This is a genomic window from Metabacillus sp. GQ13 (assembly GCF_059758525.1).
In genome coordinates, this window is sequence record NZ_JCAXET010000007.1 from 59,460 (window position 1) to 73,720 (window position 14,261).

Genomic DNA, 14,261 nt, shown 5'->3' on the forward strand with positions numbered 1-14,261 from the left:
ATTAGGTTAAAAGAAATGAAGCGGTGGAGATTCACTACCGCTTCATTTTTTTGGCTATAAAAATGACAGCTTTATAGAAATGTATATTTATTTGTCGAAATAAACATTATAACGTTATGTTTACCGATTTGATCTTTTGTGTTATCTTATCATTATAACGTTATAATCAAACTATTAATCTATTCGCTACCCTACTTGTACGAGACAACAATAATAATCTATTTAATTGTAAGTGTGTTTAATAAGAGTTACGGAAAGGTGAAATTGAATGAAAGAGCGGTTCGTATTACGAAATGTAAAGCGGATAAATGGAGAAGGTATCGATATTGTAATAGAGAACGGTAAAATTGCTGAGATAATGAAGGCTAAGAGTGGACGAGGATATCTTTTAGATTACTCTAATGTTTATGTATCGAGTGGTTGGATCGATTTACATGTTCATGCATTTCCTAATTTTAATCCGTATGGCGATGAAATAGATGAAATAGGTGTTAAACAAGGTGTTACAACAATTGTTGATGCTGGAAGTACTGGAGCAGATCGAATAGCAGATTTAGTTGCTAATAGTGAACGAGCCAAAACAAACTTGTTTGCGTTTTTGAACATTTCAAAAATCGGATTAAGAAGAGTCGATGAATTATCCAATATAGAATGGATAGACAGGGAAGAGGCCATTCAGGCAATAAATGAGTATACAGAGGTCATAGTTGGCTTAAAGGCTCGGATTAGTAAAAGCGTCGTTGGTAATAGTGGTATTGAACCTTTGCGAATTGCGCGAGGACTTTCTAGTGAAACATCCCTACCACTAATGGTTCACATCGGTTCAGGGCCACCAAATATTGAGGAGGTCATTCCACTCTTAGCAAGAAGGGACATCATTACGCATTATCTTAACGGGAAAGAAAACAATCTTTTCGATGATAAAGGTAAGCCACTTCAGGTGTTAACTGATGCAATTGAACGTGGTGTGCATTTGGATGTTGGGCATGGTACTGCAAGCTTTTCATTTAGGGTTGCTGAAACAGCCAAACAACATCAGATTGGTTTTGATACAATCAGCACTGACATTTACCGTGGAAACCGATTAAAAGGCCCTGTCTATAGTATGGAGAATGTACTCACGAAATTTCTTTACTTAGGATACTCGCTTGAAGAGGTAATTGCTGCGGTTACAACTCATGCAGCAAAATGGCTTAAAAAGCCAGAGCTTGGGCGAATAAAAGTTGGGGATGTTGCAAATTTAACACTTTTTACTATTATAAATGAACCTTTAACACTTATTGATTCTGAAGGAGATATGCGTGTAGCAGAAAGAAGAATAGAAACAAAAGGGGTGGTTGTAAATGGCGAGTTCATTGAACGCTAAATATGGTCTTAAACGTGTAATTAATGCAAGTGGGAGAATGAGCATCCTTGGTGTTTCTGCTCCGACGGATACTGTAATGGATGCGATGAAACAAGGTGGACAAAATTATGTTGAGATTGCAGATTTAGTTGATAAAGCAGGAGATTACGTGGCAAAAATGCTCGGTTCTGAGGCTGCGGTTGTTGTTAATTCGGCATCAAGTGGTATCGCACTTTCGGTTGCGGCACTTGTGACAAAGGGGGATCCTCGCAAAAGTGAACGCCTTCACCAAGAAGACATACCTAATAGTGAAATCATCATGCTAAAAGGTCATAACGTTCAATACGGAGCACCCATTGAAACGATGATCTATTTGGGCGGTGGAAAACTCGTAGAAGTGGGCTATGCAAACGAAGGCAAAGCAGTACATATTGAACGTGCAATTTCTGAACATACTGCAGCTATTCTTTACGTGAAATCACATCATGCAGTTCAAAAAGGTATGATTTCTGTTGAGGAGGCATGGAAGGTAGCACAACGTAATGAAGTTCCTCTCATTGTGGATGCGGCGGCAGAGGAAGATATTCAAAAGTATGTGAAATACTCAGACCTTGCGATTTATAGTGGTTCAAAGGCAATTGAAGGGCCGACTTCAGGGATTGTGGGGGGGAAGCAAAACTATATTGAATGGGTAAAAGTACAATTACATGGTATAGGAAGAAGTATGAAAGTTGGTAAAGAAACAAGCTATGGTTTACTTCAAGCACTCGATGAATACGGTGTTAAAGAAGATAAAAGTGAAGAACTAAAAGAAACATTACAAGTGTTAATGTCATTGAAGAAACTGAAAGGTGTTAATGTGACGATTGTACAGGATGAAGCAGGTCGAGAGATTTTTCGTGCTCGTATACAAATTGATCCACAACAGTCTAACATAACAGCAAAAGAGGTCGTGACGTTATTGCGCGAAGGTGAGATTGCAATTTACACACGTGATTATGGCGTGGCGCAAGGCTATTTTGATATCGATCCGCGTCCTCTTCAAGGTGACGATATTCATGTTATTGAATCGAAAATACATGAATTAGTAGGAGGGAAATAGGGTGTCTATCATAACAAAACGTTTTTACAAAGAACGTGTTTCATTAAATGTATTAGCCAATAGTATTGAAAACGCAAAAGAGGTTTTTAAAGTGGCAGAAGGATATGTTTTTGTCGGTGTTCTTTCCAAAGACTATCCAACAGTAGAAGATGCTGTAGTAGCAATGAAGGAATATGGAAGTGAAATTGATGAAGCCGTATCAATTGGACTTGGAGCAGGTGATAATCGTCAAGCAGCTATAGTCGCAGAGATTGCGAAACATTATCCTGGCAGTCATATTAACCAAGTTTTCCCTGCTGTTGGAGCAACACGTGCAAATCTGGGAGGAAATGATAGCTGGATAAATAGCTTAGTGTCTCCAACAGGGCGAGTTGGTTATGTGAATATCTCAACAGGGCCTGTAAGTGCTGCCCAAAATGAACATGCGATTGTGCCAATTAAAACGGCGATTGCTCTCGTACGTGACATGGGCGGTAATGCATTAAAATATTTCCCAATGGAAGGATTACATCGCGAAGGTGAATTTCGAGCAGTTGCACAAGCATGCGGAGAAGAAGGTTTTGCGTTAGAGCCAACTGGTGGAATTGATAAAGAGAACTTTGAAACGATTTTACGCATTGCTTTACAAGCAAACGTACCACAAGTTATTCCTCACGTGTATTCATCAATTATCGATAAGGAAACGGGGAAAACAAAGGTCGAGGATGTAAGTGTACTACTTGGGACCATGAAAAGATTGGTTGATCAATATGTCTAAAATTGTTGCAGCATTTGGAGAGGTCATGATGCGATTGCAGGTGCCAGGGTATGAGCTCTTGTCACAGGCTAACACATTAAACTATTCTTTCTCAGGTACGGGAGTAAATGTCATTTCAGCTATAACCAGATTTGGGCATACAGGATATCTCGTATCCTCATTACCAGCTAATGCAGTTGGTGATGCTGCCGTTTCATATCTTCGTAAGCTTGGAGTTACACAATCGTACATTGTTAGGGGTGGAAAATACGTTGGAATGTACTTTTTAGAAAGTGGATTCGGCTCTAGGCCTAGTCGCGTTACCTATTCTAATCGTCTAGAAAGTAGCTTCAATATCGCATCTGAAGGAACGTATGATTTTCAAAGGATTGCCAAAGAAGTTGACGTTGTTCATTTTTGTGGTATCACACTTGCGATGAATGATTCTGTCCGTCAGCACATGAAAAATTTTGCAAGAGCCGTCAAAGATAACGATAAGATTGTTGTCTTCGATTGCAATTACCGCCCTTCGCTTTGGGGAGTAGACGGATATGAAAAAGCGAAATCGCATTATGAAGAAATGCTGTATTTGGCAGATATCGTCATGATGAACGAAAAAGACGCTATGTTTGTACTTGGTATGAAAACAGAGAAAGATGGACGCCGAGAGCAACTTATGGATCTGATTCCAGCCGTTGCAAAAAAATATATGATTTCTGTTATAGCAGGTACTCATCGGTCAATCAATGGCGACAATTCACATTCATTGCAAGGCTTTATGTATAAGGATCAAACACTCACATTTGCCAATACATTAACCTTTTCTGTCTATGATAGAATAGGTGCAGGAGATGCCTATACGAGTGGTATCCTACACGGTGAGTTAGAAGGATTCTCACCAGAGAAGACTGTTGCATTTGCGGCAACAGCAGCAATGCTTACGCATACGACTGTGGGTGATACCCCCATGTCATCGGATCATGACATCCTTCGAGCGATGACAGAACCAGTGGGCGATGTAGAAAGGTAGTGAATGTAATAGTGAACGTATCCCGAAAAAAAGGGCCGTTATATTTGCAAATAAAGAATATATTGAAGGATCGAATATTTCACGGTGTTTACCCTATCGGGGAGAATATACCACCAGAACCTCAATTAGAAAATGAATTTGATGTTAGTAAAATTACCGTCCGCAATGCAATCAAGGAACTTGTTCAAGAAGGCTATCTTGAAAAGAAGAGCGGCAAAGGGACAAAAGTCATTCGAAATACCTCTACTTCTAAACTTTCCAAAGGGAAACGTTTTACAGAAATTTTAGTTGGAGAAGGTCATAAAATTCATAAACATTTGGTACAAGCAGAAGTTGTGTCTAATGAAGAAGGGACAGAACAGCATCGATTATTCGGGGAGTGTTGCCTCCGAATAGAACGTCTTTATCATTTTGATGACATGCCATTTATCCATTATACGCATTTTTTAACAACGCAAATGAAGGATATTGAATTGTCAGATTTAAATGTGCAGTCTTTATACGGATTGATTGAAGAACAAGATATCAATTTAGATAAGTTTCGCGATGAATTTGCTGCTGTACTCGCTCCTCCTCGTTTGGGGGAAATACTGTGCGTGAAAACGGGAACACCTTTATTAAAGAGATTACGTTATTCCTATGATGAAACAGGAAAAATAATCGAATATAGTGAAGGGTTCTATCACACGGAAATGCAACATTATGTTGTGAATTATGATTTATAAAAAAAGACTGAAAAAGCGACAAGGTCCGCTTTTTTTTTCAGCCGTTTGAAAGCGCTTAATAATATGAGTATTGATATGTATCTATTATATATCGGCTAAGGATTAGATGTTTTGATAGTTATCTAGAAGTTCATTTGGAAATGGCCTACGTTAATGAATTTAAGGGGGGATATCAATGGTTGAGAATAAAGTAATATATTTATCCGTTTTCATCGGTATTACCATATTAATGATCTTAGTAGGGGTTTGGTCTTCAAGGAAAGTCAAAAGTGGAGATGACTTTTTAATGGGTGGAAGAGGCTTGCCGTTGCCGCTATTGGTTGGGACAACCGTGGCTACTCTAGTTGGAACAGGATCTAGTATGGGTGCGGTCGGATTTGCATACACCAACGGTTGGGCGGGAGCTTTATACGGTTTAGGTGGTTCGATTGGAATTTTTGGTTTATTACTATTGTTTGCTAATGTTAGGAAATATAACTTTACAACTTTCTCAGAAGAATTAAGCTTTTATTTTGGTGCAAGCAAACTAGTCAAAGGTGTGACATCCATTATCTTGTATCTGGCTTCCATTGGCTGGCTTGGCGCTCATATTATGGGTGGTAGCTTGTATTTATCATGGATTACCGGATTGGATCTCTTTACAGCGAAGATTATAACGGCACTCGGATTTGCCGTTTACACTTTCATTGGTGGTTATTTGGCTGTTGTTTATACCGATACGATTCAAGGCGTTATTCTATTCGTAGGGTTTATCATGCTCACGATTCTTTCTCTAGTTAAAATAGGGGGGTATGAAACCCTATCACGAGAACTATCTAGTGAAATGGTGTCTTTTTTTGGAATTGAAAAAATGGGTGCCCTTCCTGCTATCTCCTTGATCGTGGTTATCGCGATTGGTGTATTGGCAGCTCCTTCTTATCGTCATAGGATTTATTCAAGCAAAAATACCGTAACACTTAAAAAGGCACTATTGATATCTGGCATTCTTTTTGCAGCCTTTTCCTTGTTTCCATCGATTGTGGGAATGGCTACCAACTTGATGAATCCAGAATTGGAAGCTGGTTATGCTTTCCCTTATTTAGCCACTGAAGTATTTCCACTTTGGCTTGGAGCCATCATCTTGACAGCAGGTCTAAGCGCAACGATGTCTTCTGGAAGTTCAGATTTTATTGCAGCTGTTACGATTTTGGTAACTGACGTTTATCAAGTGTTTACAGGTAAGCCTTTAAAAAAGGAAAAAGTGGTGACCTACTCCAGGGTATCTCTGATATTTACACTAGGACTGGCTCTAGTTTTCACCTTAGGCGCAACGAATATTATTGGATATATTACGAATTTCATTGCTACTATTATGTCAGGTTTGTTTGCAGCATCTGTTTTAGGGAAGTTTTGGCCCCGAGCAACATGGCAAGGTGGGTTAGCCTGTTTGCTAAGTGGCTCGGTCATTTCTTTTGTGATTCTGAGCAATGACACCTTCGAGGCGTTTTGGGGCAATCCAATTCTCCCAGCATTAGGTGGAGCGTTCCTTGTTGGAATTATTGTCAGTTTGATTACCCCGAAAAACACTGTTACGAATGAAGAAGCTTTGAGAAGGTTAGAAAGGGATAGAATGGTAAATGATTTAGAAATTTCTGACGACGTGACAATTTCCTCAAGCAAATAGTTTGGGTTATCACCGGCAATAAGTTTTCGAGAAATAAAATTCTATAATGAAAGAGGAGCAGGCAAGATGATTGCTCCTTTTTATTCTTCACCTCTTTTACAATGAAATTTCGTTTCTTGAAATCATTAAATAGGGGTCTCTTTTAGTTATTAACCTATGTAAATAGACAAAAATTAGTTTTTCTTACTTTCTTTGCGTTGTTCTATGCTAAACGTGAGTTTGTTGGTTCTTCTCTTTAGCAGTACTTCAAATATATTCAGACAGTGATGCAGTATCGAGAGGGAAGTATATTTAAGTTTCTTATTTTCACTAGCTTACTATCCTTTTATTCTTCTTGAAATTATAAGGTTTGTAAAAGTCAGAGATAAAGTTGTTCGTAAGACTAGGTTAAAGGAGAGTATGGAAAATGGGGATTTTTTCATTTGGGGTAACTTCAATGGTAATAAAGCGTATGTTATTTGGACATACGCAAACTTTAAGCAAAGTCTTTCTAATACAATGCTTACAGCCTAATGGGAAGACGGTTGATCTGTAATGAAACAATGGTTTCGCCGGTCACTACAAAATCAGTTGACATTGTTTATTCTACTAGCAGTACTATTGCCGATTTGTCTACTAGGATTGTTTTCGTATTTAACGTCGGTTCATCTATCAAAGGAACGTGATACGCTTTCAGGTGAAAATTCACTACAACAGTTAGAAATGACTTTGGAATTTATCATTAATGATGTGGAGAATATGTCAATCTTCTTGATTGGTAATGAGGATGTGCAACAGTACTTGCAGATGGACCATGACCCTATTCAGGATCGCCGAGCTATTTATGGTTTTATCTCCAATTTAGCATTATCCAAATCATATATTGCCAATATATTAATAGAACCGCTCAACGGTAAACAAAATATTTCAACTATACCGATTTTAACATCAGGCAGAAAATCTAGTGACTACCATCTGGCAGGTAAGTGGTGGTCATCTTCCCATGAAGATAAGATGTCGATTGGTTCACAAAAGATGCTTACATTGTCGCGTCCGATTCGTAGTACAGACAGCTATGAATTAATTGGCTACTTGTCTATTAGTTTGGATCAGCAGGTCATTGAAGAATATTTGAAATTGGTCAATTTTGAGTGGAATGGATTTGTGTTGCTAATGTATGAAGGAGAGGTACTAGCAGGAAAGTCTGAGATGCTTCATGGTAGTCAAGAGCTACAGAATATTTATTCTTTAGTTGATAGAAATGATAGGTCACAGACGTTTATAGATCAAATAGGTGGAGAAAGGAGTACTGTATTATCAACGACACTATCGGAGGTTGGTTGGAAGTTAATAGGGATTATTCCGTTTCAAGAGTATAGTGAACAAAACCGCTATCTTTTGTGGTTAACAGTTATTGCAGTGGCAATTGCCGTCTTTTTCATTTTTATCCTTGTCTTGTTTTTTGTTCGCAAAGTCATTGGTCCGTTAACATCATTAACGACAGCGATTCAAACATCGCATCCAGGGGAGGGAATTGAACATTTACCCTCACATTCAAAAGATGAAGTAGGTCAGCTAATTATTAGCTATAAACAGCTTAACAAGCGTATTCGATTGTTAATGGAGGAAGTGAAAAAAAAGGAATCGGTTAAGCGAGAAGTTGATTTACAGGCATTACAAGCGCAAATTAATCCGCACTTTTTATATAATACGCTCGCTTCTATTCACTGGATGGCGCTTACTGTACGAGAAACCAATATATCAGAAATGGTATCATCGCTTAGCAAGTTTCTGAGATTTAGTTTAAATGAAGGGAATGAATATTGTACGGTAGAACAGGAGCTTGCGCATCTGTCATATTATGAGCACATTCAAAAAATTCGTTATCCGGATGCTTTCCAGCTAGAAATACGTATTCCGAATGATGTGAAGCAGATGTATATGTTAAAACTGGTGCTACAGCCAATTATTGAGAACTGTATTATACATGGATTATTCCCAAAAAGTACGGATCAGAATGTCATCAAAGTTATTGGTGAATGGGATCAAACTTATTTGCGTGTTACGGTAACTGATAATGGTGTCGGTATGTCAGGGGAGCAGGTTCAACAGTTGCATAATCAGTTTTCAAATGATGCAAATGGCGAAGTAGTAATGGGCAAAAGTTATGGTCTTCGGAATGTTAATCTACGACTATTATTACACTATGGTCCGTATTCAGGGTTACGTATTACGAGTAAGTTAGGTGCTGGTACGTCAATACAATTTTCTATTCCATTAGTGAGAAGGTGAGTACAATGAAAGTTTTGATCGTAGATGATGAGGTTATTATTCGGGAAGGCATAGGTAAAGTAGTTGCTTGGAGTGATCACGGCTATAAACTGCTTGAGACGGCATCATCAGCGGAGGAGGCGATGTTGCGGATCAGTGAAGAAATGCCTGATATCCTACTAACGGATATTCGGATGAAGGGGAAAAGTGGGCTCGAATTAGCTGCATATGTGTACAATCAAGATATGCCGATCGAAGTAATCGTATTAACTGGATATGATGATTTTGCCTATGCCCAGGAGGCACTTCGTCAAGGAGTTTGTGATTATTTATTAAAAACAAGTGCTCCTGATGATATTTTACGTGCTGTAAAAAAAGCGAAGGACAGGCTTGAGCATACAAAGGAGCATATTTTGTGGAAGCAAGAGGAACAGGAGCGAAATATATCTACTTTGATGAAGCGGGTGCTCCATCAAAATGCTGTTCCTACAGATGTAAGACAATTATATGAACTAGTTCCGGAACTTCAGGGGAAGCCGTCTCAATTATTGCTGATCGATATAACACTTAAGGCAGATCAGTTGGTCGAGAATGAGAAGCTTTGGAATACGTATGTTTTTGGAAAATGGGTTACATTCAATGAGAAAATCGCTATCATTGTACAGCGTGACCCTCTTTTAGAGGATGATTATTTATTGAGTATGGCTGCCAAGCGAATGGCTAGGCAGTTAGAAAAACCAATTTATGCCGGAACAGTAGTGTCATCATTAGCTGAACTTTCAGCATCCTATAAGCAAGCAGGATCACTCATCTTATATGAGTGGCTGTTGACAGATCATACGATGATTAGCTCCGATGATATTAAGCAACGCTTAGGAATTCCACACACAGAATTGCCAAATCATGAGGAGCAACTTCTTCATTATGTAAAACTAGGTAACCATGAAGATATGAAGCTTTGGTTAATGGAGCTTATTGATTGGCTATTTTCTCACGGGCAAGCTACACCAGAATCCATACAACTATATGTGCAGACCTTATTTATTGCAGCAATTCAATTTGTTAGTCGGGTAGCATCTTCTACTGGAAAAGAAATATGTAACTATCGGTCACTGCCTCCTGCTACAGAATGGTTTCCAGCATCGGAAGAGTCATTAACTCCATTTTTTTTACAGCTGATGGATAATTATCAAAAGCTAGCGAACTGCCAAAACAATTACGTAGAAATCGCTATCTATTATATTGAACAGAGGATTGGTGAACCAATAACATTACATAAGGTTGCTAATCACGTTCATATTCACCCTAACTATTTAAGCGACATGATCCGAAAAGAAACAGGCAAATCCTACGTCGAACTTCTCACCAAGATTCGGATGGAAAAAGCAGAAGAATTGCTCCGCTACTCACATGCCAAAGTAAAAGATATATCAAAACTAATCGGATATACCGACGGGAAATATTTCACCTCTCAATTTAAAAAATATACTGGAATGACACCATCTCAATATCGAGATCAGCAATAATGGATGCACTAAAAGAGAGCATCTAGTTTTTACTACTAAAAAATTAATATAGTATCTTTTGTCTACCCTTTATCTGTGATTTGTCCCCTTTGGAGGATGGAAGCGTTAACATATAATGAATCTATATTAAACAAGGGGGTTCAAATATGAGGAAATTGTTTACGATTGTTGGATTTCTATTTTTGCTTGTATTAGCTGCATGTAGTGGTGGGGGTGGAAATGGTCCAAGTGATGCTGCTTCTACAAAAGGGGAAGATGTTGCTTCAATTTCAATTTGGCATAACTTTTCCGGAGATGATCTACGTGCGAAAACGGTTCGTGGGATGATTGAGCAATTTCAAAAAGAAAATCCGGAAATTAAAGTGGATGCACAAGCAATTCCAGTGGATGGCTATCGCCAGCGAATTAGTACGGTTGCAGCAGCCGATGAGTTGCCAGATGTATTTTTAACATATGCTGGGAGCTATACAGATGAGTTTTATGAAGGTAATTTGATTCAGCCGATTACTCCTCTGTTGGAAGAACACCCAGAGTGGCGCGATTCCTTTTTACCTGGTGCTTTAGATGTATATGATTATGGTGAGGGAGAGATATATTCTGCTCCAGTTGCGATGTCCGCTACCTCATTTTTATATTACAATAAACAGTTGTTTAAAGAAAATAATTTAGAAGTCCCTAAAACATGGGATGAGTTCATGCATGTAATAGATGTGTTTAATAAAAAGGGGATTACCCCGATTTCGATGGGGAATCAAGCCCCATGGGTTGCCCAATCTACAACATTTGGTGCTATTGCGGATCGTGTGACAGGAACAGAATGGTTTATGGACGCTGCTGCACAAGACGGAGCATCTTTTACGGACCCTGTTTTTATCAAAGCGCTTGGATATTTTAAACAGTTAGTAGATGCAAATGCTTACCAGGATGGAGCAAATGGGATTGATAATACCCAGGCAGAGCAATATTTTGCTCAAGGAAATACTGCAATGATGATAAATGGGTCATGGACTATTAGTAGCTTAGCAGATTCTGCCTCAGAAGAAACACTGGAAAATATCGGTGTATCTCTCGTTCCTGCGATTACAGAAGGTGAGGGTCGTGCTAACACGATTACTGGGGGACCAGGGGGCGGTTTCTTACTTAACAGTAAAACTAAAGGGAAAGCTAAAGAAGTTGCACTTGAGCTCATATATGCGCTAAGCAATGCTGAGGCACAAAAAGCAATTGCAGAAAGTAATTCTATGGTTATGTATGACGTAAATATTAGTCAAGAAACGGTTAATCCGTTATTTTATGAGGCGTTTAATTTAGTTCTCGAAGCTGAGTATGCACCAGTTTATGATCTGCATTTGTCAGCGGCTGCGGGTGAAGCAATAAATATTGGGCTTCAAGAAATTATGTTAGGTGGAGATGTGGAATCGGTAGCGAAAAAGCTACAACAGGCACAGGCTCAAGCAGTCAATGAATAAAGAAAGTATGACATGCAAGAAGGAGAGAAGAATATGCAGTCTGTATTAAAAGTGAGGGGCATGCTGGCAGTAACACTGCTTCCAGCCCTTATGCTTTATTCCTTTTTCGTTATCATTCCAATTTTTTGGTCGGCATATTATGGGTTTTTTAATTGGTCCGGAATTAGTGATGCATCATTTATTGGATGGTCGAATTATATTGAAGTAATTAAAGATCCGATCTTTTGGCGGGCATTAAAAAATAACATGATTATTGTAGGTGCATCTGTATTCGGTCAAGTGCCAATTGCGTTAGGTCTTGCACTAATGCTTCGTAAAAGCTCCTTGTTTCAAAGACTTGTACGTTCAGCTATCTTTTTACCCATGGTTATTTCAACTGTTGTTGTTGGGGTGATTTGGGGATATATTTACCATCCGCAACTTGGAGTTGTAAATACATTATTAACAGCGGTTGGTTTAGAATCGTGGACACGTCCATGGTTAGCTGATCCAAGCATTAATATGTATGCAGTATCGATTCCGATTATATGGAATTATATAGGTCCGTATCTCATTATTTTTATAGCTGCATTGCAGAATATTCCGTCTGAATTAGATGATGCGGCCCAAATTGATGGTGCTGCTGGAATAAAGAAGCTGGTTTATGTGACATTGCCCATGATGTGGACAACTATCAAGGTGGCTGTAGTTTTATGTATTTCTGGTAGCTTAAAGGCATTTGACCAAGTGTTTGTAATGACGGGAGGCGGACCAGCGCAATCAACCGAGTTGTTAGCCACATACATGTACAATAATACGTTTATGATTTATCGCTATGGTTATGGTTCGGCCGTTTCCACAATGATTATTCTGGTTAGCTTACTTTTAATTATTATTAGTCAGCTGTTAATGAAGAGAAAAAATTAGAAGGGAGGAGGTAAATAATGCAAAAAATTATACTTGAAAAGCAAGCACCATCAATAACGTTTCAAATGAAATTGGTTGTGTTTCGAGTATTGAAAAATGGGTTTTTAGTCTTGTTTTCTTTATTGATGATTTATCCGCTATATTGGCTATTGATTAGTTCCTTTAAAACGAATGAAGAGTTTTTTCAGCACCCTTATTCTCTTCCTCAAGAGTGGACATTCGATAATATCATTCGTGCTTGGGACATTGCTGACATGGGACGTGCCATGATCAATTCTTCGTTCGTGACAATCGCTGCAACGTTATTAACGGTCTTTTTAGGTGCACTAACAGCATATGCTTTATCACGGTTTACGTTTCGTTTAAAAGGATTCATAATGGTGTTTTTTTTACTTGGTATGCTTATTCCGATTCATAGTACGCTTGTGCCCTTGTTTACATTAATGAATGAAGTCGGATTGTTAAATACGTATTGGGCACTTATTTTACCGTATACCGCCTTTGAACTGCCAATTGCAATCTTTTTAACAGTAGCCTACATGTCGTCAATTCCTAAAGAGATAGAAGAAGCTGCTGTAATGGATGGTGCAGGCTATTGGGGTATCTTTTTTAGGATGATTCTGCCGTTATCAGTTCCGGCTTTGTCAACAGTGGCAATACTTGCATTTTTACGCTACTGGAATGAATTTGTGTTTGCTCTTGTATTTATTAACGATTCATCGCTAAAAACGTTGCCGCTTAGCTTAGCTATCTTTTCTGACGGATTTAGCACGGATTATGGACTGACGATGGCAGCGATGGCAATAGCAGTTATACCAACAATTTTGATGTATGCATTCTTCCAGGAGCAAATTATGAAAGGTATGGTAGCTGGGTCTGTAAAAGGATAAGTAGACTAGTCAATGGTTTTTTTCTAGAGATAATGTTAGTTGGTGTTATTAATGATTGAATGACTTTCCTCAAGTTGTCTTTCTACACTGGTTAAAACTGCAACGTATTCTTGTATTTTTTTATAATAAAAGGAGGTATCTCAATGGGAGATTTGTTAGTACCCTTGTACCAGCTACCACCAGAGAAGGCGACTGATCAACCGTCATGGGTAATTCGAAAGCCATTGCCACCAGAGAAGCATATAGTAGTTGCCTGGGTGAAAGAGCAATTTTCGGAGAAGTGGTCAAGTGAGTGTGATGTGGCATGTTCGCAAACGCCGGCTTCTTGTCTCATAGCTGTTGAAAATGGGGAAATTCTAGGGTTTGCTTGCTTCGACGTCACTTTTCGTAATTTTTTTGGACCAACAGGAGTACATGAAGGCTCACGAGGTAGAGGTATTGGATATGGACTGTTAACAGCAAGTTTACAAGAGATGAAACATATGGGTTATGCGTATGCCATCATCGGAGGTGCCGGTCCCGTCTCTTTTTATAAACAGGCTGTTGGTGCTATCGATATACCAGGCTCTCAAACTGGCGTTTATGAAGGCATGCTGGAAACAAAGGAGGAGGAATAAGT

General features: G+C 38.8%; 12 protein-coding genes. All 12 read left to right on the plus strand.

Going from position 1 to position 14,261, the window contains the following annotated elements:
• The first annotated feature begins 268 nt into the window (after positions 1-268).
• On the plus strand, positions 269-1,366 hold the full coding sequence (locus AC6CHR_RS10210) for an amidohydrolase/deacetylase family metallohydrolase (protein WP_498248600.1): 1,098 nt from the start codon (positions 269-271) through the stop codon (positions 1,364-1,366).
• Entirely contained in the window at positions 1,344-2,447 is a 1,104-nt protein-coding gene (locus tag AC6CHR_RS10215; protein ID WP_498248601.1) for a DgaE family pyridoxal phosphate-dependent ammonia lyase, read from the plus strand. The genes AC6CHR_RS10210 and AC6CHR_RS10215 overlap by 23 nt, the downstream gene beginning before the upstream one ends.
• 1 nt (position 2,448) lies before the next feature.
• Complete coding sequence (dagF, locus tag AC6CHR_RS10220; protein WP_498248603.1) at positions 2,449-3,204, plus strand: 2-dehydro-3-deoxy-phosphogluconate aldolase; 756 nt, start codon at positions 2,449-2,451, stop codon at positions 3,202-3,204.
• Positions 3,197-4,213: a sugar kinase gene (locus AC6CHR_RS10225; protein WP_498248604.1), complete on the plus strand. Its 1,017-nt coding sequence runs from the start codon at positions 3,197-3,199 to the stop codon at positions 4,211-4,213. The genes dagF and AC6CHR_RS10225 overlap by 8 nt, the downstream gene beginning before the upstream one ends.
• A complete protein-coding gene (locus AC6CHR_RS10230) occupies positions 4,213-4,938 on the plus strand; it encodes a GntR family transcriptional regulator (protein WP_498248605.1) in 726 nt (241 codons plus the stop codon). The genes AC6CHR_RS10225 and AC6CHR_RS10230 overlap by 1 nt, the downstream gene beginning before the upstream one ends.
• Before the next feature lie 175 nt (positions 4,939-5,113).
• Positions 5,114-6,601, plus strand: coding sequence for a sodium:solute symporter family protein (locus AC6CHR_RS10235; protein WP_498248607.1), 1,488 nt, complete (start codon positions 5,114-5,116; stop codon positions 6,599-6,601).
• 534 nt (positions 6,602-7,135) lie between these two features.
• Positions 7,136-8,872: a sensor histidine kinase gene (locus tag AC6CHR_RS10240; protein ID WP_498248608.1), complete on the plus strand. Its 1,737-nt coding sequence runs from the start codon at positions 7,136-7,138 to the stop codon at positions 8,870-8,872.
• Positions 8,873-8,877: 5 nt separating this feature from the next.
• Entirely contained in the window at positions 8,878-10,377 is a 1,500-nt protein-coding gene (locus tag AC6CHR_RS10245; RefSeq protein WP_498248609.1) for a response regulator, read from the plus strand.
• Between the two features lie 146 nt (positions 10,378-10,523).
• The gene (locus AC6CHR_RS10250) at positions 10,524-11,846 is read left to right on the plus strand and encodes an extracellular solute-binding protein (protein WP_498248610.1); all 1,323 of its coding nucleotides are present in this window, start codon (positions 10,524-10,526) and stop codon (positions 11,844-11,846) included.
• 33 nt (positions 11,847-11,879) lie between these two features.
• Positions 11,880-12,752 (plus strand): carbohydrate ABC transporter permease, encoded by an 873-nt coding sequence (locus tag AC6CHR_RS10255; protein WP_498248611.1) that lies wholly within the window; start codon positions 11,880-11,882, stop codon positions 12,750-12,752.
• A 65-nt stretch (positions 12,753-12,817) separates the two neighbouring features.
• The gene (locus AC6CHR_RS10260; RefSeq protein WP_498248808.1) at positions 12,818-13,642 is read left to right on the plus strand and encodes a carbohydrate ABC transporter permease; all 825 of its coding nucleotides are present in this window, start codon (positions 12,818-12,820) and stop codon (positions 13,640-13,642) included.
• Positions 13,643-13,785: 143 nt separating this feature from the next.
• Positions 13,786-14,259, plus strand: coding sequence for a GNAT family N-acetyltransferase (locus AC6CHR_RS10265; protein WP_498248613.1), 474 nt, complete (start codon positions 13,786-13,788; stop codon positions 14,257-14,259).
• Positions 14,260-14,261 lie beyond the last annotated feature (2 nt).